Origin of the sequence: Pseudoalteromonas sp. CO342X, assembly GCF_004208915.1 — a bacterium.
GTDB lineage: Bacteria > Pseudomonadota > Gammaproteobacteria > Enterobacterales > Alteromonadaceae > Pseudoalteromonas > Pseudoalteromonas maricaloris.
In genome coordinates this window covers 102,980-125,040 of sequence record NZ_SGPH01000042.1, presented here as the reverse complement: position 1 = coordinate 125,040, position 22,061 = coordinate 102,980, and the positions used below count along the sequence as shown (strand labels likewise).

Here is a 22,061-nt window from a genome sequence, read left to right as displayed (position 1 = left end):
TAATCCCTGGATTGTCATTGTTGATTAATACATTCACTCTTATACTTTGCCAAAGAGTCGTCGTGTAGAGTAATGAGATGCTGAGGTTTTTTTCGATTGAACACGGTGTAATTTCCGAAATGGAACCAAGCACCGACACCCCGATTGAAATAGCAATCAAAAACGCCCATTGGATAGATACTATTAATCCCACTGAGGAGGAGCGAGTTGCCCTGGCAAACACGCTAAATATTACCCTTCCTGGTGCGGATGATGTAGAGGAAATCGAAGCCTCTTCGCGCTGTTTTATCGACAGCGAAGGTCTGCATGTACACGCTTTGTTTATGTCTCCCAATGACGGGCGTTTTAATACGGTGACCGTGGCCTGCTTATTACAAAAAAACTGCTTATTAACCATTCGTGATGACGAACTTGCGGATTTTAGGTTGCTGCGACTGCGTGCGCGTAAAGGGCAAGTGGCGTGCGATAACCCAAAACAGCTGTTAGTGACTTTGTTCGACCAAAAAGTCGAAAACCACGCGGATATGCTTGAGGATATGCACCACCAGCTTGAAAAGCTCAGTGCCTATGTGCTTGAGGAAGAAGACTCAGATCTAGAAGAAGCCGTTAGTCGTATTTCAAGGCTAGAAGATGCCAACGGTAAAGTGCGCTTATGTTTGATGGATACACAGCGTAATATCTCGTTTTTAATGCGTCATGTGGGGGTTCAATCTGAGGAGCGAGAAACGCTACGGGAAGTCACACGAGATATCGAAACGCTAATGTCGCACTGCGCCTTTCTCTTCGATAAAGTGAATTTTTTGATGGATTCTACGCAGGGTTTTATCAATATCGAACAAAACCAAATTATTAAAACCTTTTCCATTGCCTCTGTCGTATTTTTGCCGCCCACAGTGGTTGCCAGTGTGTATGGGATGAATTTTAATAATATGCCAGAGCTAAACTGGGCATGGGGCTATCCTTTTGCCATTGCTATTATGCTGCTCTCTGGTTTTGCGCCTTATTTATTCTTTAAACACAAAGGTTGGCTGTGATTTTTGGTTAATCTAGAGGTGTAGCTTCATTTCAAGTAGGCAAGGTGTAAATCCCGCTTTTTCATAAGCGCGAATTGCTGCGGCATTACTACTGTATACATCAAGGTAAAAGTCGTTGACGTTTTGGGTTTTACACCAAGCGATTAAGTGCTCCATGATCTCTTGATTCAAACCTCTACCACGATGCTCAGGTGTTACATACATAAACCCAAGATAACCATGCTGCGCGTGCTGTAGCTGCTGTTTAGACGCCCTTATCTGCACATATCCTGTTGCCACTATTTGCTCTGATACTTCTCCGACAACCAATAACGTATTTGAACAATTGAGTAATTTTTCAAGATCATAGTATTTGGCATCTTGTAACTTGATTGTTGGGTTATACGGACGCTCCGCTTCGATCACTTGCTGTTCTAGGCCTAGAAGTGTGCTTAAGTCGTTGATGGTGGCTGGTCTAATTATCATATTTTTTCCTTAAAAAAAAGCCACCTTAGCTTAACTAAGGTGGCAAAGCCACTATCTACAGTGTTAAAAATTGTCAGGGACTACATGAGGTTAAGTATTAATGGTCGTGAGATTCCTCTGCTGCAATACCAAGCCATACTAGTTTTTCTGGTACATAATCTAGCTCAAATGTGTCTACCAGTTTGGCTTCTTCTAAATCAAACTTTTTAATTTGTTTTGCAATTGGGTCGCTCACATATACTGCTTGCTCTGAATGAGAAAATGTAATTTGGAAACCGTGACCTTCTGGCATCGTAGTTAAATCAGCATCACTAACTTGTACTTCACCTGCTGCTTCAAAATGGTGCTCACCATCATGCTCATGACCGGCAAAAATGCTGAGTTTACCTGCGGTATCCATCACCACAACATGCTCACCCGCAAAGCTAAATCCAAAACTAGCAATGCGATAGTTATCACTTACTTGCCATTCAAGCTTCTCGATATGGCCATGCTCTGGGTCAACCATCAGCACATCATTACCTGCTGATGCGATAAATTGCTCTGCATCATGGTGGCCTTTAAGGGTGCCAATTCGCTGTCCTTCAGCAAAGTAATCTGGGTTAGCTAGTTTTACTGCACTAAAGCTGTCACCTTGCTGAGTGATAAGCGCAACACCATCACCACAGCCAAATGCCACGGCTTCTTCATTTTGCGCGCTGCCGTGAAGTGCAGGACAACTTACGTTAAATACTTGCTCTTGATGGAAATGGTCACCATGCGCATGATATAAACCAATTTGCGAAGGTAGAGAAGTTTCGGTTTGAGGGTCTCTGATCGTACTAATTAAAAATTCACCTCGAGCTTGCGCTGCACCGTGCATGTAAGTGTCGTAATGTAATGCAGCGACTTCGCTTTGCTCGCCGCTAATATGCGCTTCACTAAACATCGCGGCACTGGCATTTTGTTGGCTGTCTTTGTCGCCATCAGAGAATACAGCAATACCCGACTCACCGACAGTCACATGTGTTGGCTTCACTGATTCTAAATGGAATGAAGCAAGTGCAGGCGCCTCTTCATGAGTATGGTGATGGTCGCCATGCTCTTCTTCATATAAACCGCCATCAATAAATTCTACTAAACCTTTGTCACGTTGTACCAAGACAGCAAAGCGGTGATTTTCAGAGCTATATACATATTTTGGATAGTGGGTAACGCCAATCGAGTCGATAAGTGATTTATCCGCCGTTGAGTACACATTCACAACGTTACTTTCAGCGCTAGTAACTAACAGACGACCATTTGCGTCTGCGATCGTATCTCCATGATCATGATCATCATGACCATCGTCATCATTGCCATTATCTTGTGCTGGCGGGTCTACTTTTACAATTGTGTGCTCAGTACCACCACATGCAGAAAGAAGAATTGCGGAAATGGCAACTGCCAAAAGTTTACCTTTTAATACCATGAGAGAGATCCTATTTTTATTTATGTTATACCATAACTTTAAATATGTTATCTTATAACAAAACCAAAAACAACACCTCGACTAATTACCTATTTTACACACAAACTCAATAGTGAAGTATAAAATCCAATTGTCACGACCAAACAAAGACTAAACTGCAGATAAAAAAATGCCTTTGGGTAAACGCAAAAACACGGATTGTGGCAATAGGTGCTATTTCAACTTATACCTCCTCTGGCGCAGATTTTATGAGTCAAAACTTGATGATCACCATTGTCTTTCTGCTGGTGTCATTTCCTTGTGTTGGGATCTGGTTGGTGTTTGGTTCATCGCTGAAACATGTATTAAAAAATGAGCAAAGTCGTAGATGGTTTAATTTTGTGATGGCTGCATTACTTGTGCTTTCAGTAATGCCAATTGTGCTGGAGATCTTTGCAGGATAATCCCCTGCAAAGATTACCGTGTTATTGTTACTTGTTGTCCGCTTTTTACCGACGGGCAATCACCCACACTGCATGCACAATTCCTGGTATATAACCCAACAATGTAAGCAAAATATTTAACCAAAAAGCCCCGCCAAGACCGACTTGTAAGAATACACCAAGTGGTGGAAGCAGAATTGCAATGATGATCCTCAATAAATCCATTGTTCTCTCCTAAAAGTTATAGACGCTTTCATTCTGCATGGGTTATGCCAATTCAAAGGAATGCCTTTTGCTTTAACCCAATAACAGTATAGGAGATAAAAAATGCCAGATTGGATTAATCTTGATTTAGCACTCATTTGGTATCACTTTTACCAAATTATTTTTGCGTTTTTACTTACATTACCTTTGGCTATTAATAGAGAAAGTAGTTCCGATAGCGCGGGGCTTAGAACATTCCCATTAGTCGCTATTTCCTGTTGTGCTTTTATTTTAACAAGTATGGACGTCTTTGAATCACATGAAGCGCAAGCAAGAGTAATGTACGGTGTCATTACTGGAATTGGCTTTATTGGTGGCGGCTCTATTGTGAAAAATGATAATTCCACACATGGCACAGCAACCGCTGCAGGTATTTGGTTAACCGGGGCAATAGGGATCTCAAGCGCTTATCAACGATATGAAATCGCAATTGTATTAAGCGCGGTTGGTTTTTTGGTGTTTCGCTTACTAGAGCCTTATAAAAAACCTTCGAGCTCTCAATAGACTTACGTTGAACCTTTCGTTCTTTTGTTCGAGACTTGGCGCTTGAGCTCTAACTTTTCACCAAAGAAGTACTCGTAAGCTAAAATAGCGATAAAATAAAAGAATCCAAAAACGCTGATATCGATAAGCAATTTACCGAAGTCAAAGGGATCTTCGAATAAAAAATATTCAAAATCAGTAAGATAAAAAACTAATTTAGTCAAAAAAAGTGCGGGTAAAAGTGAAATAACAAATTTCAAATTAATGTCCTTTTAATTTGCCTGAAGTACTATCCGAAGTGCAGTTTACCTGCTTTCTTCCTAGATTGCACGCAATATACATTTTATTTCGATAGTTTACAAAGAGTTACTATCTTATTAGCTGAGCAATAAGCTCAGCTAATAACGAAACATCAAAACTTGATAATAGTTGAAACCGCTTCCTCGTTTGCCGTTTCAATAGACATTTTCAGTTCACGATTTTGCCAATCTATATCTATCAAGCCGTAGTTACTTCCCGATTTATTAATCAAATGGCGGTTAGATGTTGTCAACTTTGCGATGTCTTTGCTTATTGCACCAACTCGTCCGGTTGGAATACTGGCACCTGCTGGCGCACAGTTGCCCCACTCACCTTCAATTCCTTTTTGGTTATCATCCACTTGGGTATAACACCAGGGCTTATCGTTGTCTCGCGTAATACAACCTTGGTAGGTTACACCTGCATATTTGAACGGTAACTGACATGCTTTGGCAAAATTGCCATCCCCTTTGTCATCTGCGTAGATCGGTAACCTTAATGGGTTTTCGATATGATAAGGCCAGTTTTGACCAAACCCTGATGCCGTCACTTCGTAGACGTTAACTGCTTGACCATATGTGCTGCTTGCGGGAATAGTCTTTTGCAAAAGCTCTCCCCAATGTTGATCGCCAGACAAAAACACGACGGCCTTAGTCTTACCTTCGTTCACTGATTTCTGTACCAACCTAAGCAAACGCTCTCTTTGTGCTGGCATTTCAGCCCAAGACTCATAACTAGTACCTGACATATTTGTTTCTTCTAATGATGCAATGGCAGCATTAAATGTTTTGCCGTCTCCATAAGCACAGTAGTTAGTTTTACTTCTGCCTTGATGCAGCGGAGGCAGTACTTGAATGCCGCTTGCAATGAGCTTGATTTCTGATGGCTTTTGTAACTCTTGCTCAAGCCATTGCCACTGCGCCTCTCCCAATATGGTGCTACTTTCACCTTCACACGCACCGTAACTTGAAAAGGTTGGAGAGCGGAAGTAACGGGCATCCAATGTGATCACATGTGTGGTTTCGCCCGAGCCCCCCAGCATTTTGGCTTCGTAAATACCAGCTTGACCGTTTAGTCTTGGATCAGCCTTATCAACATCAAAGTGACGTAAGTATTCTTTCTGTGCGTTTACTCTCTGTGGATAATGTTTGCCTTCATTGTTCCAACCAAAATCGTGGTCATCCCAAGTCGCCATCACTGGGATCTTAGCCTCTAAAAACTTGCGATACTCACTATTGTTCTTTTTATCATCGTACTTCTGGCGCATCACTGCCATATCGGTGGTATCTGCGTAGATATTGTCCCCTAACCAAAGAAATAGGTCCGGTTGTTGACCAATCAGTTTAGCGAGCGCTTCGGGCATATCTCCTTTGGTTTTGAAACATGAGCCAAGTGCAACTCTATCTAATCGCTTACTTTGTAGGGGTTGAGTGTGAGCTAAAAGCGCTGGCGGCGCTTCTGGTTGGCACTCTTCCCAGCCGCCTTCTTCAACATAGCACCAAGGTGCGGTGTGATTTCGGGTTGTACAGCCATAAAATTTTTCACCCTGATACTCCGATGGCGTTTTACACGCTTTTCCAGTTACTGTTTTGAATTCTGGGATGGTTTCTGTTCTGACATGACCCCATGTTGCGCCTTCAATGCTTTGTTTTAAATAGCACCACTGCGAACCTGAATTATTTTTATCCGTCGTCCCTTGATACTGTGCGGCTAGATAGTTAAAAGTGGATTTACAAGACTCGTAGTGAACTTCAGGTTCGGCATTGGCGACGCTGCTCATGAGCATCAACACGGCTGGCGTGAGAGTATAAGTTTTCATCGTTTCCTCGGTATTTGAATGTTGGCATCCTTGCTAGTTTTCCTTGCGGGAACGGAGTCTAATTCGGCAATGTTAAATTTTAGTTTAATATTTATTTCAAGTTCACATTTACTTCCGCATTCATGAAATAATACGAAAGTGGCTCAATTAATGAGCCATAACTAGGCCTTATGGCAAGTGGTTAATAAGCCAATCAATAAATACTTGGATCCGAGCTCTTTTTGGTGAATAGGGATCGAATAACACATAGCGTTGCCATACCACAGGGTGAGGGATATCAAAAAGCTGCACAATAAGTCCAGCTTGTTGAAAGTCTAAAAATAGCTCTTTGGAGACGATTGCAACACCTTGGCCTTTAAGCGCCGCACTCAATGCCATGTCATTAGAAGAGACTCGAGTGTGTGGGCCTTTGGCACAAATACTTGAACCGCATATCCCCTGAGACTCAAACCACTGCTCCCAGCTTACTTTGTCATCGTCGTGGTGAATAAGGTTGCATCTTGCTAAATCACTCGGAGACTTAATTTGCAGCGCTTCTTTGTAGCTTGGTGAACAAACAGGGTAGTTACTATCTTCCCCAAGATATAACTGCTCAAGTCCGGCGGGACACGCTAACTCTTTCTTAGTAGAAAACCGGATCGCGATATCAATATGATTTAAACGAATATCTTCAAAGCGATTAGAGCCAAGCACACGAATTTGGATGTCGTCATGAGACTCGTAAAACGAAGATAAGTTAGGCATTAGCCATAAAGAGCAAAAAGACTGGGTTGACGTTATGGTCAAGCTACCAGCCAATTCTTGCGTTTGAATTTGATTTAATCCCCCAATAATGCGCTTAAACGCACTTTGAGTAGACATTAACAACACTTCGCCGGCTTCAGTTAAGTGCATATTGCGGCCTTTTCTTACAAAAAGCTTAACTGCAAGTGCAGTTTCCAGTTGCCGCATTTGTTGACTTACTGCCGCTTGCGTAATGTTCAATTCGAGCGCTGCTTGAGTGTAACTTTGGAGCCGAGCAGCACTCTCAAAACAGCGTAGTGCACTTAAGTGCCTTAACCTCTTATCCATAAGCTCAACTTATATTAATTGTAATTAACTATCGTTGGTATCCTGCCATATTTTGACCCAAGATACAGTCATAAATTACTTAACCTGAACTCAGGTTACTCACTACTACGACAGGAGCAACAATGAATTATTGCAAACCAAAGCCAAAGTCACGGTTATTACACTGGTTAAATATAATCGGAGCCTATCTGAAGTTAGAACACACAGTGAAACATAAGTAGTTTCAATATGTGGGAACATAATTAAGTACGGTGGAGCCTGTTACAATTTTTGTTACACAAAAAGTCGACTAGCCCACCGCTACAATTTATTGATATTACTTAGTATTTAAAATATTGATCGGATAGCAAACCTTTATCCACACTCTTTTTGCAACAAGTTTTGTTAAAGTAAATGGAACATCGCGCTCATTATGTGTTGTTCACACCTAATGACAACATACAGCACATTGATTACAACAATAACAAATATGGATAAAGGATTTTTATGCTATCTAAATCTCTGATATGCAGTGCTATTTTACTAGCTACTAGCGCTTCTGTTGATGCCCAATCTAATGCTGAACTTCATCGTCTAGCCACCGTAGCTAAACCGATAGAGCAAGCAGTCACATTTAACTTAGATCCATCTAAGGAGCGTTTTTCAGGACACACGACTATAAAACTTGAGGTGCTCAAAGCCACCCAATTTATTGAGCTCAACGGATTAGACTATGCGATCAACGCTGCTGAGTTAGTCGGAAAAGCGTCGTGTGAGCTCAGAGACAAAATGCTCGAAACCGGTAAAGTGAGACTAAGTTGTGAAAAAACACTGCAACCGGGTCGCTACACGCTTACTATTGACTATACCGCCCCTTACAATCGCAATAGCGTCGGTCTCTATAAAACCATAGACAATGGCGTGCCTTACTTATTTACTCAGTTTCAGATGAGTGATGCAAGAAGAGCAATACCAACGTTTGATGAACCTGAGTATAAAATTCCATTTCAACTCACTATTACCGCCCCTGACGATCAAAAAGTATTCGCCAACACGCCTGTTTTAGAGACCAAAAAGTCAAATGGCATGGCCACCCACTACTTCGACAAGACGCCGCCCCTTCCTTCTTATTTAGTTGCCTTGTCCGTTGGCCCATTCGAAGTACTTGATGTTAAAGGGATGTCGGTTCCAGGTAACATTATTACCCCACAAAAGAAATCAAATCTTGCCGCTTATTCCATCGAAAACACGCCAAAGATACTCAAAGCACTTGAAGACTATTTTGACTTACCCTATGTCTATAAAAAACTAGACCAAGTCGCAGTCCCTGAATTTCCGTTCGGAGCAATGGAGAATGCAGGCCTTGTGACTTACCGAGAAGATATATTACTTATCGATCCAGCAACGTCGACAAGACAAGCGCAAACTTCGCATGTGAACGTTATTGCTCATGAGCTCGCACACCAATGGTATGGTAATCTAGTTACGATGAAATGGTGGAATGATCTTTGGTTAAACGAAGCATTTGCCACTTGGATGGCTGCAAAGATCACATTACAGTTGTTTCCTGAGCTAGAGACAAATTTATCCTTATCTCAACACAGTGCCATGCCCTATGACGCTCAAGCAACTACCTCACCGATCCGCAAACCGGTTATTACAGAGTCTGATGTAACAGACGGCTTGGGACTTGCGTACAGCAAAGGTAGCGCGGTACTTTACATGGTTGAGCAGTGGCTTGGGGAAGCCGTATTCAAGCAAGGCATGCGCAATTATATCCGTAAATTTGCTTATAAAAATGCAGAAGCCAAAGATCTTTGGAATGAGCTGGGTAAAGTGTCTAATAAAGATGTTGCGACAGTGCTAAACTCATTTGTATCACAAGCTTCATTTCCACTTTTGACGATTAAGTTAGATGGTCAGAATGCCACCTTATCCCAACAACGTTTTGTAATAAAAGGGCAAGAAGCGGCAGCACAAACTTGGCATATCCCCATAACATTGCGCTATGGTAAAGGTGACAAAACGGCCACTAAGACAATACTTCTAGACTCCAAGACACAACAGATTAAATTAGACTTTGAGCCTGAGTGGATCTTACCAAACGACAATGCGACAGGTTATTACCGCTGGGATCTTTCTGAGTCTCAACTCGCAAGCCTAATATCACATGCCCCAAACAAGCTAAACGAGCGGGAGAGATTAGACTTACTAAGCAATGTTGACGCGCTGATGGAGTCTGGAAAAATAAATGCCAATGCGTTGATGTTAACACTCAGTGAGTTTATTAACGACACTCATCCCAAAGTAGCAAAGGCCGCTCTTACTCAATTACTATCACAACATAAACAGTATGAAGACGATTCAAATAAGTTACTTTGGAAGAAACTTTATACCACTTATGTTGAGCCTGCATTTTCTCGATATGGACTTAAGGCAAATGCAAATGAACCAGCTGCCACATCGGAAATACGTGCAGCATTGGTTAGAGCACTGGCTTTCGAGACCAAGCATCAAACCATTATTACGCATGCCAAAAAACAAGCGAGTTTATATTTAACGTCACCTGATAAAGTTGACCCCTACTTGGCGAGAAGTTTCCTGCAAATTGCCGCTTATTACGGTGATGCTGAGCTGTTGAAGTCGTACAAAAAGGTATTTGAAACTACTAATAACCCAACTCAGCGTACTAACCTATTGCTTGCCATGGGGTATTTTGGTCCTCAAGAATTGCAACAACAAGTACTAGATTATGCCCTAAGCGAACATGTAACAGCCTCAGACTTTAATTACATATTAAGCGGGAATGGTAAAAGCGATGAGCGAAAAGCGCTTTATCAAAAGTGGTTTTATCAGCACTTTGAGCGCTTAAAGGAACGCTTCCCTCCTTTTGCCAAGTCACAGCTACCTTTTTACCTTTTTTCGTACTGTGACGCAGATGCGCTAAAACAGGCGCAGCAGTTTTTTGGACCAATGCAAAACGAGATAGAAGGCTTAAGTAAATCACTTAAACAACTGGAATTGGCAACAAATACCTGCATTATGCAAAAGCAAAGAGAGCTAGTATCAGTTAACCAATTTTTGAATAACTTGTAAAAGACTCCAACCAGTTGTGGCGCTTTTGGCTTTTGCTGAGCGCCACTATTTTTTAGGATAAATATGTTACGTTCATTTTTATTATTGCTATGTCTGCCATTCACCTTGGCCGCTGAAACCGTGATTGATCCCGCTCGTGATAGAGCAATTCCTGTAGAAATTCATCAACCATCCAATACCGATAACTGCTCAACTGCAGCGCTTTGTCCCGTTGCTCTGCTAAGCGCCGGCTATGGTGTCTCACATACCGACTATCAATTCTTGGTCAAGACGCTAAACCAAGCAGGATATTTGGTTATTACTGTAGGCCATGAGCTTGCAACTGACCCTCCTCTTTCCGTCGAAGGGAACTTATACGAAACACGCGCAGAAAACTGGCAGCGTGGCGCTGATACGCTAATGTTTATTCACGATTACTTTAAGCTGAAGTTCACCACCTTTGACTTTGAGCATATCCTCTTAATTGGCCATTCTAATGGCGGTGACATTTCAGCATGGTTAATCAATCACGGCGCTAAATTTGTAAGCCAAATCATTACGCTAGACCATCGCAGAGTGCCATTACCGAGAAGCCTTGATGTAAAGGTATTGTCGATACGAGCAAGTGACTTTCCAGCAGACAAAGGAGTGTTACCAAATATTGCTGAAAAGCAAAAATATCAGGATTGTGTTGTCACGATAGCGAATGCAAAACACAACGACATGACTGACGAAGGTCCGAGCTGGCTAACAGACAAAATAGCACAAATTTTGGCGGCTCATTTAGCTGGTAAACCTTGCCTAGAGAATGAGAAAGTAAAAGGCCAATAGTCGCAAAACGCAGAGAGAGAAGTGAGGAAATCTCACTCCTCTTTCTGTTTATATGTTCTATTTGAGCTGAGCTTTATTTAATTTCAGCCACAGGCATTGATAGCGGTTTTACACACATAAAATATGCCCAAGCAATCAATATGATTTGCAGTGGTGCTCTAATTAGCAAATAAACTGGTCCCCACTGATGTCCTCCCAAGCCAACGCTGTTGAGCGCGGCATACACATTTGCGGGAAAAAACAGGATAAAAATGGCAATAGCCGCTTTTGCTGTAGATAATTGATATTTAGGTATAAATAACAGAATCGCTACGACGAGTTCGATGACACCAGTGAAATACACCAAAGGAAGCCTATACGGCACCCAACTAGGTAACATTTCTACCATTCCCTGTGCTTTTACGATATGGCCAATAAAAAAGAACATAAATGCGATACCGAGACCCCAACAGGCAAGCGTTGCTGTCTCTACCTGTACGCCTCTTACCTTTGAATAGATAATACCGAGTAATAACGGGCTGCAAAGTAACAGTATAATAATGATTGGTGTAACCATGGTTTATGCCTCATCCCTAAACATTGTTAGCGGCTAAAAAGCCACCAAGTTTATCCAATCATGTCACGTGATGTTCCTAAAAACAATAAAGTTAGCAACCGTATGTGCTAGGGCCTGTTGACCTTTGCTGTTTGATTTTTGTTCTTCTGAGTGTGTTTTGGTCGCGACGCTCGACTTGCCGCCTAGTAATCTAGGCAAAAGTTGAGCAACAATGAACAAAGCGCACTCAGATGAACCCAAAGGGCAGCGCTTGATTAGCATTTCTACTGTGTTGCCCCACAAGGATGTGGGGTAAGGTGACTTTGCAGGAGCACAAAGTCTTTATCGCCAGACTTACATAGAATGACTATGCTACGCTGGCTCTGCCTTGTATAAATACAAATCAAACTGCTGCAAAAACAAACTTGAAAGATCAACAGGCCCTAGATTTTGCTGATCTTTAGCTCACCACTTTCATCAACTCCGCTTTAGTCTTGCCGATATCAAATTGCTCAACCATCTCTCTTAATTCATTGGCTTTACTCAACAATGACAGCCCCGATGCATTCGTCATCTCTACCAAAGTATTGTTTTGTTGCGTGATACCATCAATTTGTTTAATCGCTAGATTAATTTGCTCAATACCACTTGATTGCGTATTGCAGGCCTCAGCGATAGTTTGCACTTGCGATGCAAGTCCATACACACTTTCCACGATGGTTTTTAACGTCTCACCGGATTCTGACGCCAGCTTAGATCCTTGCTTCACTTTGATGTTACTGCTTCCCAACAACTCAGAAATGTCTTTTGAGGCGCTTGCACTGCGCAGCGCTAAATTTCTCACTTCTGAGGCAACGACCGCAAAACCTTTTCCTTTTTCTCCCGCTCTTGCAGCTTCAACAGAGGCGTTCAGCGCTAATAAGTTAGTTTGAAACGCAATAGAATCAATAACCTCAATGACGGTAAGTATTTCTTTAGCACTCTTACTAATTTCGGTCATTGCCTCAATCGTTGACTCAACCACCTTTCCACCTTGCTGTGCTTGCTGGTTAACTTCTATAGCCAACTGATTAGCAGATTGCGCATTACTGGCGTTTGAGTGCACGGTTTCGGTGATTTCACCAACTGATACCCGTGTTTCTTCAATAGATGCAGCTTGAGAAGAGGATCGTTCACTTAACTCTTCGATGCCTGTGGTGATCTGCTGTACCGAAACCGTGATGGATTCCGCCATGGCGAGTAGCTTTTGCATCATATTAGCTAAGTTGCCAACACTGGTATTTACCGATTGTTTCAGCAGCGCAAAATCACCCGCATAACTTTTTTCAACTTGGCGAGTTAAATTTCCCTGAGACAGCCCATCCATCACATTCATGCACTCCTTAAGTGGCGCTTCAATCGAGTCCAGCGTTTCATTCATGGCTGTAATTATGCAGGCATATGCACCATGGTGATTGCTAGCGTCTGCTCTATGATGCAAGTCTCCTTCGCTGGCCGCTTCAGCAAGCTTTTCGGCATCGGTTAGCATCAATTTAATCGCACCAACACAAGCAAAGAGGCTTTGATAGATGCTATCAAACTCTCCTTTATAACCATCATTCGTTAAGGCGGGTAATTCTCCTTTTGCGATACTTTCTAGATATCCACTAGTAAGGGCTACGGGTTTAGAGACCGCATCAAGCGTTTCATTAACGCCACGAATGATTTTCCGAAATTCACCCTGATGTTTGGCTTCATCCGCGCGAGTAGAGAGCTCCCCTTCTCCTGCGGCGGCAACTAAACTGTAAGTATCCTCAATAAGTAACGATAGTGATGAGGTGGCGCGCTGTAAGGCCATATGTATTTGCGCAAATTCGCCCTTAAACTCACCGCTAATCTGCTCGGGAATTTCTCCTTTTGAAAGCGAAGTAAGATATTGTTTTGTTTGGCTAATGGGCTGCTCAACAGCATCAAGTAGTTTGTTAAGTCCGCTGGCTATTAATTTCATAGAGCCAACGTATCCCTCAAGGTTTATACGTTCACTCAGTTTGCCATCGGAAGCTGACTTAATGAGCTGTTCAACCTGTTGTTCTGCACGTCTTGTCTGGCTTAAATCCTTAAATTCAAATACCGTACCTAACACCCTACCATTTTGATCGGAAACTGGGTTGGCGGTTACTGCAATGATTATGTCACCTACGCACCACTCCCACTCTAGCTGACGTACTAATTGACCCGCAGCCTGGTGCAGTGCTTTAGAGCTGTGAAGTAAAGCTTCGGGAATTGGATGATTAACGACTTCAGTCGGCACACTTAACGTAGTGCGGTAACGATCAAATAAAGAATCACATTGTGCATTTACGTAGATCACTTGATTACTGTCATCACATAAAAGCACGGGCGCGGCCACGTTATTTAGCGCATAACGGATCCGTAAGTTTTCTTTTGCTTGTAGCTCTAGCTTTTGAGTCGCATCAAGTAAGCTAGTTTGCATTTGCCGTAAATTTGTCAGTAAGTTACCTATTTCATCGTTACTGTGTACAACGACTTTGTTGTCTAATCGACCACTCGCAATTGCCTTCGCCACATCAGATGCACGGCGGATTGGACGAGTGATTAAATGCTGCATATACCAAGTCAGTAATCCTAAAGTCACAAGCGCAACAATGATGAGTCCTAGGGTACTAAAAAAGATAAGTTGGTTTTTTGTCGCGACAATTTCACTCGTTCTCGTATCTACTAACGCGTTAATTTGCTTATTAATTTCAAGTAAGTAAACACTTGCTTGGCGGTCTATTCCACTTACTGAAGCATCAGCAAGGCTAATATCAAAGCCTGAACTTTTGAATAGTTCCACCGCTTCACGATATTTTTGTCCTAAGGTGAGGTGTTCTTTTTGATATTCACGCAACTTATTTTCTAGGGTGGTTGGTAACGCATAGGCTGAAACAATTGAACTGAGTTGCTTTTGTACTTCAGCTTCTTTGGTTTCAAATCTTGACCAATATTTATTTAGCTGGGCAGGATCTCTTCCTCTAATGAGTACATTTTTCCACTCTTGTACTTGGGTTTTGAAATCATCGAGCACTATGTTTATTTGCTCGCGAGCAGCCAATTCATTGTCTATCATGCTGTCATACTGCTCCGCGACGCGTTTCATCACCAAAACAGTAATCATCGCACCGATGAGCATTACCACTAAACCCGCAGTTACCGCAGAAATAAGTTTTGCCTTAACACTTTTCATTCTGAGTATCCCTAATTATGAAAAGATTGTTACATAAAGATAGAACAGGAATAGTGGTGCCACAAATCAATGCAGTATCAAGGGTGAAAAACCGTTATTGCACTTTGATTTACAATGTAAAACTTATGACATTCGTCATCATCACAGAGTCACAAATATCTGCTAGGATAGGTTCGCAAGAGAATAAAGGAATAATACCTGCGGAGCAGGTTTTTAGCGGAGTAAGTAGATGTCGGCGTTTTTTCGCTATCCGACGGCTTGGTTGGTAACAACCATTTTCACTTGGTTAGCCGTTGCAATACCAAGTTTAGTTTATGCTCAGCAAAAAGCACAATGGCTGCCTTGGGTACAGCATATCGGTGTTTTGATCCTCGTGCTTTTATGTATCAATGAATCCGAAAAATACTATGGCTACAAGGTTAGATATTCGATGCTGTTTGTATTGGCGCTTTTGATCCAGTCAATTAACCTTACCTCCCCCGCCGCAATTCATCTCATTTACAACGTAAAACTCGTTGGGATCCTTGCTTTTTATGTTCCTTTGAGCTTTGCGCTTGGGTATATCCTAGTTACCTCTTGCTTGTATGTTGCGTCGCAATACTTTTTTTGGGGACATGGCTTTGAATATCTCAACGCAGTGTTATTTGCCTGTTTTCAGTTATTTGCGTACGTGGTGTGTAAAAGAATGCAAAAGGAACAAGAAGCCAAAGAAGCGCTACAACTCGCCCACAGTCAGCTATCTGCAACGCAGTCTCTGCTAAGCCAAAGTATTGCTAAACAAGAGCGGCTTCAATTAGCAAGAGAGTTACATGACGACGTTGGACATCAAATAACCAGTCTGATTGTAAATTTAGATGTCGCAAGACGAACTGCAGCGGCACCATTGACCGAGCTATTAGATAGCTGCTATTTGCAAGCTAAAGACACCCTAAAATGTATTCGCGATTTAGTCAGCGACAAGCGTAGCAACGAGCATATCGATCTCCATGATGCTTTGCTGAGGCTTACTGAATCTATCCCTCGTCTTAACATTGAACTCGACTATGAACATCACCCATTACTCGAGAAACTAAGTTATGCCAATTGCATTCTAAAATGCTGCCAAGAGGCCATCACCAATACCTTGAAGCACGCCAAGGCGGATAAAATGCAAGTACGAGTGTATTGTCAACAAGGATTAAAAGTACAAATAAGCGATAACGGCATTACCTTAAATAGTATTCGATTTGGAAATGGTCTGGCTGGTATGCAGGAGCGGATCCAAGAACTCGGCGGCAGTCTTGATGTGTCAACTCATCAAGGCGTAACATTAACTATCCATTTTGGGACGACAAATGGCTAAAATATCAGTTTACCTAGTCGATGATCAGGCGCTTGTGCGCCAAGGTATGCAAGCACTGCTTTCGCTAAGTGGTGACATTATTTGTTCTGGAAGCTGTGGCAGCGGCAGTGAGTTCATTCAACAGGTTCAATCAAACCAAATTACAGCTGACATTGTGCTTTTAGATATGCGAATGCCTGAGCTAGATGGTGTTGATGTACTCACCGAGCTTTTGCCTTTGGCTATAAACTTTAAAGTCATTATCCTCACTACCTTCAACGATACTGCAAAGCTAAAATTAGCCCTAGAACTTGGTGCTAAAGGCTGCCTTCTTAAGGACGTGGACTTAGAAGAGTTAATTGATGCCGTTCGACAAGTCCATCAAGGTGAACTTATTATCCAAGACGAGCTTGCTGAGACCTTACTAAAACCTGACCCCACTTTAGATAAGCTCACCACACGAGAAAAGGATATTTTAAAACTAATCGCGAAAGGATATTCCAATAAGGAAATCGCCAATGCATTATATAAAGCGGAAGGTACGATCCGTAACTCGGTTTCTTGTTTGCTCGCAAAACTACAAGTACGAGACAGAACACAAGCTACACTGAAAGCTAAAGCGCTCGGCTTCGGGGATTGATATTGCTACACTGCCATATCGCCATTTCCGGAGCCGTTTTTGAACAACCCAAATTTACCACTAGTTTATCACGCTAATTACTCATTCAATTTTGACCCAAAGCACCGCTTCGTGATGAGTAAATTTGCGCGTCTTTACCAAGAAGTAGATGCATTAGGACTCATTCACAACAATGTTTATAGCCCAGAGTCAGGCAACCCATCGCCACTTGAAAGCGTGCACTGCGAGCAATATATTTGGGACTTATGGGGTAACCAACTCGACGCTAAAGTGATGCGACGTATCGGCTTGCCTTGGTCGGAGCAGCTTATGGCACGTACTTTTACTGCGCCTCTTGGAACACTAAAAACTGCAGAACTTGCGCTTAAACACGGTATTGCATGCCATTTAGCCGGAGGCACGCACCACGCACACTATGATTTTGGCTCTGGTTTTTGTATGGTGAATGATCTTGCCTTTACAGCCACACATTTGCTCGACAGCAATCAGATCACCAATGCCCTAATTTTTGATCTGGATGTTCATCAAGGCGACGGTACCGCCGCTATGCTAAAGCACAACCCGTATGTTTATACCTGCTCAATCCACTGCGAGAAAAATTTCCCCTTTCGTAAGCATGATAGCGATTTAGATATTGGCTTAGAAGTAGGAATCAGTGACACTCACTACCTCGAAATTGTTGCACATACACTTGAGTCATTATTGATTGATCTAAATCCAGATATTGTGCTGTACGACGCTGGTGTCGATGTTTGGCAAGGTGATAACTTAGGTAAATTGGACATCTCATGGCTTGGCATTGCGAAACGAGATGCACTGGTGCTGAGCTTATGTCAAAAGCATGGTGTCCCTGTCGCGACCGTGATTGGTGGTGGATACGATAAAGATCACCAAAGATTAGCAAAGCGCCACGCGATTGTGGTGCAACAAGCTGCAAAACTTTAAAAAATGATGATCTTTTTATTTTGCTCAGTCGTTTATCATTATGAAGGGTTTGATTGGTGTAACACCTTTAGTTAATTTCCCCTTCACCATGGCACTGATTAGGCGCACCGAGTGGTGCGCTTTTCCTTTTACTCTCCTGAAAAAACACTTTCATTAATATTTAAAAAACATTTAATTTACACGCGAGACTCTCCCTGTTAATGTACCCACTTCGCTAACTAAAACAAGGAATTAGTATGAAAACCAAACTTGCGATTATCGCTTCATTATTCGCTGCGAACTCAGCATACGCTACTGTGGAATTGTACTCAGGTGCAAATAACTGTGCTTTAGACAGTAAACTGGAGGCTGCTGCTTTCACTAAACATGCAAATGCGGTTGGTAACTTAGAGGCGTTAACACAAAAACACAGCGAACAAGCGGGTGCCACGGGAAATGGCTACTTTATTTTTAATCCAGCCTACTTAAGAACTGATCGTTACTTCAACTGTAGCGTGCCGCTAAATGCCAATATTGGCCAATTTACGCTAACCGTTCATGGAACAACTAAAGGATTAACTGGCACTAATGCCTTCTGTTCGATTTCAAGAATACGTAAAGTAAGTGATGGCGGTATCGATAAATGGTTCAAGTTTAAAACTGGTAAAGCTTTTTATTGGACAGATATATCTGATCCAAACGTAGCAGAAGAGCAATTTGTTAGCTACACCACAATGTTAGACAATAACTACGAAAGTGGCGCTGTTTTGGACCTCAAGTGCAGAACAACGTGGGATAAAGGCAGCGTGGCAGTTGGTCAAATTGAGCTTAGCTACTAATATTGAGTAGTGCCCTAACACTCTGGGCAATCTTTCCCTAAGGATTGCCCATTATGGTCCAACAAATTCTTGATTATGCTTTACCAGTGCACGCCTAATTCGGTCTATGAGCATAGGATCTGTATCCTTACTAAATGCCATACATCCACGTTGCTGACTTGCCTTAGTGACTTCTAGAAGCGGTGTAACTTCATCATCGTTAAGCCCAGCGGCTTTAAGTTCCTCACTCATAATGTATTCCGTTGACATTACAAGATCTATCCGCCCTTTGAAAAAGAGTTTGTAAAAGCTTTTTGAATCTGCGGCAACAACCAAGTGCTCTCCCTGAGCGAAGCCATGTTGGATTAAGAAATCATAATAGAGATTTCCCTTCACAACTGCGGACGTGTACTGCTTGGCATCTTCCAATGAAGCAACTTGAATATCTTTACGCGTTTTCAGTTTGAAGAAATACACGCCTACAGGGCGGATCAAAGGGCATGCCCATTCGTAGTCAGCTTCACGCTCGGCAGTACGATAAATCGAATAAATCATTGTATTTGGGCGCTCTTTGGCAACTTTCATCGCCCGTACCCAAGGGTAAACTTTTATCTCGTAGTCAACCTCGGCTTCTGCAAGCACCTCCCTCACCTTTTTTGTTGCTCTCCCAACAACCTCACCTCTGTCATTGGTGAAGTTGTACGGCTTCCACTCTTCGGTTACCACGAGTAGCTCTTTTGCAGAGGCACGCAAACTAGTTAAAGAGAGTATAATCAGGCTATAAATCGCTAATTTCATTACATAAGCCAATATTTCTTCTCCGCTTTTTGCAATTCCACCTTAACTCATGCACCATATTAAAAATATAAAGTTTCAAGAACATCAATATGAAAAGCATAGTACTATTTATCCTTCTCGTCGCTTGTAGTTTTACGAGCATGGCGAATGAACAGGCAACGTCAAAAAAGCCGACAGAAAACCAACAACAACAGGCTTTATCACAATTACAAGAGCCTATGTATAGGCCCTTAATTGAGCGTTATATTCTTGATGAATTAAGAGCAGTCAGAGAAGATCAAATGCGCTTAAGAGCTGATATAGAAAAGAAAATCAGCCACTCTCAGCTAGATACTGCAGATCGCGCAATTACCTACACCACGGATACCATCAATAATGTGCTCTTTTTGATCACAGCAGCTGCGTCCATCTTAGTGGTTGTTGGTTGGACTTCTTTTAGAGATATTAAGAGTAAAGTAGAAGATATCGTTAGCCTGCGCGTTGGCACGATCACCGACGAATATGAAAAGCGCCTTCAGGTAATTGAAGAGAAATTACGTGAGCGTTCTGAAGAAATCCTCAATAACCAGAAGAAAATCTCTATAACGAATGAAGTACACTCTCTGTGGATGCGGGCAAATCTTGAGAGTGACATGAATTCTAAAATTGAAATTTACGATGAGATCCTAAATCGCAAACCGGAAGATGTCGAGGCGATTGCCTACAAAGCCGATGCGTTATTAGAGCTTGGTCAAACCAACACTGCAATTGCTTTGTGTAATCAAGCATTAGAAATCGACAGTGACTATGGCTATGCCTATTGGCAGCGCGCGTGTGCTTACTCCATGCTATATAAGCATGCAGATGCGATGGCCGACATCCGTATGGCTTTGGAATATGCGCCTAACTTAAAGAACGAGTTACAACACGAGCCAGCGTTTGCAAGCCTTGCAGATAACCAGAGCTTTAACGAGCTGGTGAATAGTTAAGTTGTTTTAGCAGCTCGATTTGTAACTGCGTAATCACATCGAGCTGCTTCTTAGAGATAATTAACGGATTTTCAATTTGATGGATTGCAGCCCCTTGCAAATTAAAGTGTTTTTTCAGCTCAACCATCATATTACTGTCATAGAAAAGCGCAGCCAAAGAGCCGTCTTCAAATGCTTGTGTTAAGCCATACTCAAGGCGTTTATGCAGTTTAATATCCTCTTTGCGGACATAGAAGTACACCATTGAAGGGTAGAGTAACAGGTTCTTATCGCTATAAGTCACTTGCTTGTTATCGAACGCCTTGAGCTCAGGTACGACTTCAATGACACCTCTTGGAAAAATTTTACCGGCACTATTTGCAAGCACTCTGTAAACTGCCAACCCATCAACATATTTTTCTACCGTAAAACCCGCTTTTTCAAAAATCTGAACATCGGGCCAATCCTGCCCCAAGACGACGTTGAACTGTTGTAGCTCAGCTAATGATAAATGCACATTCAGCTTGCCGCTGTCGGCCACGTTCATTGCCAGTGCCCTTATACCAAAGCTGCCAAACGCGATGGGAATGGCCACCGGCTTTGCTTGAGTGTCTCTAGCGGCTGTTGAGACTGTCCAGAACACATCGACATTGTGCTTTAGCAATTCCTTAAATTGCCGTGACTGATTAATTGGTAAATCAATCGGTTCTATCCAATGCTCGCCATATTGCTCTCGTGACTTATCTAAAGCTAAACGCAAGACTGACAAAAAATATTGGTTCTGCGGTGTGCCATTTTCTTCCGCAGCGTCCACAACCCTAATGACCTTTGGCTCTGCAGACACAGTATTCGCGGTTACCAGCATTAATAAACACAAGAGACAAATAACACAAGCCTGCATAGGATCACCAATATTGCTCAACGGTGATATGCCCAGCCTTGGCTCGCCTATGGCGTTCATATCCCATACTTTGCAACTGGGCACTTAGCTCTTTCACCATTTCGGGGTTACCACAGAGCATAAAATGGCTACTATCAGGAAACTGCTTATAGCCTAAGTGAGTTAATAATTGCTTGTTTTCGATCAGTTCAGTGACACGGCCTTGGCAACCGTTTTCAGGCTGTTCCCGTGTAACAAGCGGCACATAAGTAAAGCCATCTCTTTGTTGTTGCAACTGCTCAAGCTCTTCACGGTAACACAAATCTGCATTTAGGCGCACACCATGAATAAGGATCACCCGCTTAACCCTCTGCCACACGTCACCTTCTCTGAGCATAGACAAAAATGGGCCAACCGCCGTACCTGTACTTATCATCCAAAGCGTATCGCAAGGTGGTAGTTCATCTAGTATAAAAAAACCGTTTGCTTGGTAAGCTACATTGAGCTCATCACCGACTTGTAGCTGATGTAAAGGCACTGAAAGGTTGCCATCGGGCACTTCAACTAACAAGACTTCATGAATTGGTTCTGACGGCGCGTTTACAAAAGAATATGCTCGCGCGATGCGCTTTTCCCCTTGTTGTAAACTCAATTTAGTATATTGACCAGCCTTAAACGGTGCGATATCCGCTTTAAATTTGATACTGAATAATGTGGGCGTCCAATGTGTGATTTCGACGATTTCTCCTTTTACCCATTGCGACATTATTTCTCCAAAA

The 22,061-nt window shown here is 42.3% G+C and carries 22 protein-coding genes; 10 read left to right on the top strand and 12 right to left on the bottom strand.

The window, feature by feature from the left end:
- Positions 1-77: 77 nt before the first annotated feature.
- Entirely contained in the window at positions 78-1,034 is a 957-nt protein-coding gene (gene corA, locus EXT47_RS22625; RefSeq protein WP_045988330.1) for a magnesium/cobalt transporter CorA, read from the top strand.
- Between the two features lie 12 nt (positions 1,035-1,046).
- Here the strand turns inward: corA and EXT47_RS22620 are convergent, their stop codons facing one another.
- Both EXT47_RS22620 and EXT47_RS22615 read right to left on the bottom strand, forming a co-directional pair.
- A complete protein-coding gene (locus tag EXT47_RS22620) occupies positions 1,047-1,499 on the bottom strand; it encodes a GNAT family N-acetyltransferase (RefSeq protein ID WP_130127646.1) in 453 nt (150 codons plus the stop codon).
- A 97-nt stretch (positions 1,500-1,596) separates the two neighbouring features.
- Positions 1,597-2,949, bottom strand: coding sequence for a hypothetical protein (locus EXT47_RS22615; protein ID WP_130127645.1), 1,353 nt, complete (start codon positions 2,947-2,949; stop codon positions 1,597-1,599).
- A gap of 248 nt (positions 2,950-3,197) precedes the next feature.
- Between EXT47_RS22615 and EXT47_RS22610 the strand changes: the two genes are divergently transcribed.
- A complete protein-coding gene (locus EXT47_RS22610; protein ID WP_223193647.1) occupies positions 3,198-3,392 on the top strand; it encodes a hypothetical protein in 195 nt (64 codons plus the stop codon).
- A 45-nt stretch (positions 3,393-3,437) separates the two neighbouring features.
- On the opposite strand, the gene EXT47_RS22605 is transcribed toward EXT47_RS22610, so the two are convergent.
- Positions 3,438-3,596, bottom strand: a complete 159-nt coding sequence (locus EXT47_RS22605) for a YqaE/Pmp3 family membrane protein (protein ID WP_010369885.1) — start codon at positions 3,594-3,596, stop codon at positions 3,438-3,440.
- A 102-nt stretch (positions 3,597-3,698) separates the two neighbouring features.
- Here EXT47_RS22605 and EXT47_RS22600 point away from each other — a divergent pair, with 102 nt between their 5' ends.
- Positions 3,699-4,139, top strand: coding sequence for an MgtC/SapB family protein (locus tag EXT47_RS22600; RefSeq protein WP_010369887.1), 441 nt, complete (start codon positions 3,699-3,701; stop codon positions 4,137-4,139).
- A 2-nt stretch (positions 4,140-4,141) separates the two neighbouring features.
- Here the strand turns inward: EXT47_RS22600 and EXT47_RS22595 are convergent, their stop codons facing one another.
- The 3 genes from EXT47_RS22595 to EXT47_RS22585 all read right to left on the bottom strand — a co-directional run bounded on the left by EXT47_RS22595 (position 4,142) and on the right by EXT47_RS22585 (position 7,308).
- Positions 4,142-4,378 carry a hypothetical protein gene (locus EXT47_RS22595; protein ID WP_039496542.1) on the bottom strand — a complete coding sequence of 79 codons (237 nt, stop codon included), beginning with the start codon at positions 4,376-4,378 and terminating at the stop codon, positions 4,142-4,144.
- A 152-nt stretch (positions 4,379-4,530) separates the two neighbouring features.
- Positions 4,531-6,237: an alkaline phosphatase D family protein gene (locus EXT47_RS22590; RefSeq protein WP_039496541.1), complete on the bottom strand. Its 1,707-nt coding sequence runs from the start codon at positions 6,235-6,237 to the stop codon at positions 4,531-4,533.
- Between the two features lie 168 nt (positions 6,238-6,405).
- Positions 6,406-7,308 carry a LysR substrate-binding domain-containing protein gene (locus tag EXT47_RS22585; RefSeq protein WP_039496539.1) on the bottom strand — a complete coding sequence of 301 codons (903 nt, stop codon included), beginning with the start codon at positions 7,306-7,308 and terminating at the stop codon, positions 6,406-6,408.
- Positions 7,309-7,794: 486 nt separating this feature from the next.
- Between EXT47_RS22585 and EXT47_RS22575 the strand changes: the two genes are divergently transcribed.
- Positions 7,795-10,383 (top strand): M1 family metallopeptidase, encoded by a 2,589-nt coding sequence (locus EXT47_RS22575; RefSeq protein ID WP_039496535.1) that lies wholly within the window; start codon positions 7,795-7,797, stop codon positions 10,381-10,383.
- A 63-nt stretch (positions 10,384-10,446) separates the two neighbouring features.
- Positions 10,447-11,193: an alpha/beta hydrolase gene (locus EXT47_RS22570; protein ID WP_039496534.1), complete on the top strand. Its 747-nt coding sequence runs from the start codon at positions 10,447-10,449 to the stop codon at positions 11,191-11,193.
- Between the two features lie 73 nt (positions 11,194-11,266).
- Here the strand turns inward: EXT47_RS22570 and EXT47_RS22565 are convergent, their stop codons facing one another.
- From EXT47_RS22565 to EXT47_RS22550, 3 genes are all read right to left on the bottom strand, one after another.
- On the bottom strand, positions 11,267-11,749 hold the full coding sequence (locus tag EXT47_RS22565; protein ID WP_039496532.1) for a hypothetical protein: 483 nt from the start codon (positions 11,747-11,749) through the stop codon (positions 11,267-11,269).
- A gap of 63 nt (positions 11,750-11,812) precedes the next feature.
- On the bottom strand, positions 11,813-12,010 hold the full coding sequence (locus tag EXT47_RS24265) for a hypothetical protein (RefSeq protein ID WP_010369908.1): 198 nt from the start codon (positions 12,008-12,010) through the stop codon (positions 11,813-11,815).
- 178 nt (positions 12,011-12,188) lie between these two features.
- Entirely contained in the window at positions 12,189-14,954 is a 2,766-nt protein-coding gene (locus tag EXT47_RS22550; protein WP_130127643.1) for a methyl-accepting chemotaxis protein, read from the bottom strand.
- 229 nt (positions 14,955-15,183) lie between these two features.
- Here EXT47_RS22550 and EXT47_RS22545 point away from each other — a divergent pair, with 229 nt between their 5' ends.
- From EXT47_RS22545 to EXT47_RS22530, 4 genes are all read left to right on the top strand, one after another.
- Positions 15,184-16,296 (top strand): sensor histidine kinase, encoded by a 1,113-nt coding sequence (locus EXT47_RS22545; protein ID WP_039496529.1) that lies wholly within the window; start codon positions 15,184-15,186, stop codon positions 16,294-16,296.
- Positions 16,289-16,915, top strand: coding sequence for a response regulator transcription factor (locus EXT47_RS22540; protein WP_039496527.1), 627 nt, complete (start codon positions 16,289-16,291; stop codon positions 16,913-16,915). The genes EXT47_RS22545 and EXT47_RS22540 overlap by 8 nt, the downstream gene beginning before the upstream one ends.
- Positions 16,916-16,954: 39 nt before the next feature.
- Positions 16,955-17,860: a histone deacetylase gene (locus tag EXT47_RS22535; RefSeq protein WP_130127642.1), complete on the top strand. Its 906-nt coding sequence runs from the start codon at positions 16,955-16,957 to the stop codon at positions 17,858-17,860.
- A 236-nt stretch (positions 17,861-18,096) separates the two neighbouring features.
- Positions 18,097-18,678 (top strand): hypothetical protein, encoded by a 582-nt coding sequence (locus tag EXT47_RS22530; protein WP_130127641.1) that lies wholly within the window; start codon positions 18,097-18,099, stop codon positions 18,676-18,678.
- A 51-nt stretch (positions 18,679-18,729) separates the two neighbouring features.
- Here EXT47_RS22530 and EXT47_RS22525 read toward each other — a convergent pair whose 3' ends face one another.
- Positions 18,730-19,455, bottom strand: a complete 726-nt coding sequence (locus EXT47_RS22525; protein WP_130127640.1) for an ABC transporter substrate-binding protein — start codon at positions 19,453-19,455, stop codon at positions 18,730-18,732.
- 89 nt (positions 19,456-19,544) lie between these two features.
- On the opposite strand from EXT47_RS22525, the gene EXT47_RS22520 reads away from it, so the two are divergent.
- Complete coding sequence (locus EXT47_RS22520) at positions 19,545-20,423, top strand: tetratricopeptide repeat protein (protein ID WP_010369934.1); 879 nt, start codon at positions 19,545-19,547, stop codon at positions 20,421-20,423.
- On the opposite strand, the gene EXT47_RS22515 is transcribed toward EXT47_RS22520, so the two are convergent.
- Positions 20,401-21,363 carry a hypothetical protein gene (locus tag EXT47_RS22515; protein WP_240701658.1) on the bottom strand — a complete coding sequence of 321 codons (963 nt, stop codon included), beginning with the start codon at positions 21,361-21,363 and terminating at the stop codon, positions 20,401-20,403. The genes EXT47_RS22520 and EXT47_RS22515 overlap by 23 nt on opposite strands.
- Positions 21,308-22,048, bottom strand: a complete 741-nt coding sequence (locus EXT47_RS22510; protein WP_039496519.1) for a ferredoxin--NADP reductase — start codon at positions 22,046-22,048, stop codon at positions 21,308-21,310. The genes EXT47_RS22515 and EXT47_RS22510 overlap by 56 nt, the downstream gene beginning before the upstream one ends.
- Positions 22,049-22,061: the final 13 nt, after the last annotated feature.

Excerpts from the sequence above, each read along its gene's own strand:
- EXT47_RS22610 (WP_223193647.1), top strand. The coding sequence starts at position 3,198 with ATGAGTCAAAACTTGATGATCACCATTGTCTTTCTGCTGGTGTCATTT.
- corA (WP_045988330.1), top strand. The coding sequence starts at position 78 with ATGCTGAGGTTTTTTTCGATTGAACACGGTGTAATTTCCGAAATGGAA.
- EXT47_RS22515 (WP_240701658.1), bottom strand. The coding sequence starts at position 21,363 with ATGAACGCCATAGGCGAGCCAAGGCTGGGCATATCACCGTTGAGCAAT.
- EXT47_RS22620 (WP_130127646.1), bottom strand. The coding sequence starts at position 1,499 with ATGATAATTAGACCAGCCACCATCAACGACTTAAGCACACTTCTAGGC.
- EXT47_RS22590 (WP_039496541.1), bottom strand. The coding sequence starts at position 6,237 with ATGAAAACTTATACTCTCACGCCAGCCGTGTTGATGCTCATGAGCAGC.
- EXT47_RS22550 (WP_130127643.1), bottom strand. The coding sequence starts at position 14,954 with ATGAAAAGTGTTAAGGCAAAACTTATTTCTGCGGTAACTGCGGGTTTA.
- EXT47_RS22510 (WP_039496519.1), bottom strand. The coding sequence starts at position 22,048 with ATGTCGCAATGGGTAAAAGGAGAAATCGTCGAAATCACACATTGGACG.
- EXT47_RS22615 (WP_130127645.1), bottom strand. The coding sequence starts at position 2,949 with ATGGTATTAAAAGGTAAACTTTTGGCAGTTGCCATTTCCGCAATTCTT.
- EXT47_RS22585 (WP_039496539.1), bottom strand. The coding sequence starts at position 7,308 with ATGGATAAGAGGTTAAGGCACTTAAGTGCACTACGCTGTTTTGAGAGT.
- EXT47_RS22520 (WP_010369934.1), top strand. The coding sequence starts at position 19,545 with ATGAAAAGCATAGTACTATTTATCCTTCTCGTCGCTTGTAGTTTTACG.
- EXT47_RS22565 (WP_039496532.1), bottom strand. The coding sequence starts at position 11,749 with ATGGTTACACCAATCATTATTATACTGTTACTTTGCAGCCCGTTATTA.
- EXT47_RS22600 (WP_010369887.1), top strand. The coding sequence starts at position 3,699 with ATGCCAGATTGGATTAATCTTGATTTAGCACTCATTTGGTATCACTTT.
- EXT47_RS24265 (WP_010369908.1), bottom strand. The coding sequence starts at position 12,010 with ATGCTAATCAAGCGCTGCCCTTTGGGTTCATCTGAGTGCGCTTTGTTC.
- EXT47_RS22525 (WP_130127640.1), bottom strand. The coding sequence starts at position 19,455 with ATGAAATTAGCGATTTATAGCCTGATTATACTCTCTTTAACTAGTTTG.
- EXT47_RS22575 (WP_039496535.1), top strand. The coding sequence starts at position 7,795 with ATGCTATCTAAATCTCTGATATGCAGTGCTATTTTACTAGCTACTAGC.
- EXT47_RS22540 (WP_039496527.1), top strand. The coding sequence starts at position 16,289 with ATGGCTAAAATATCAGTTTACCTAGTCGATGATCAGGCGCTTGTGCGC.
- EXT47_RS22570 (WP_039496534.1), top strand. The coding sequence starts at position 10,447 with ATGTTACGTTCATTTTTATTATTGCTATGTCTGCCATTCACCTTGGCC.
- EXT47_RS22605 (WP_010369885.1), bottom strand. The coding sequence starts at position 3,596 with ATGGATTTATTGAGGATCATCATTGCAATTCTGCTTCCACCACTTGGT.
- EXT47_RS22545 (WP_039496529.1), top strand. The coding sequence starts at position 15,184 with ATGTCGGCGTTTTTTCGCTATCCGACGGCTTGGTTGGTAACAACCATT.
- EXT47_RS22530 (WP_130127641.1), top strand. The coding sequence starts at position 18,097 with ATGAAAACCAAACTTGCGATTATCGCTTCATTATTCGCTGCGAACTCA.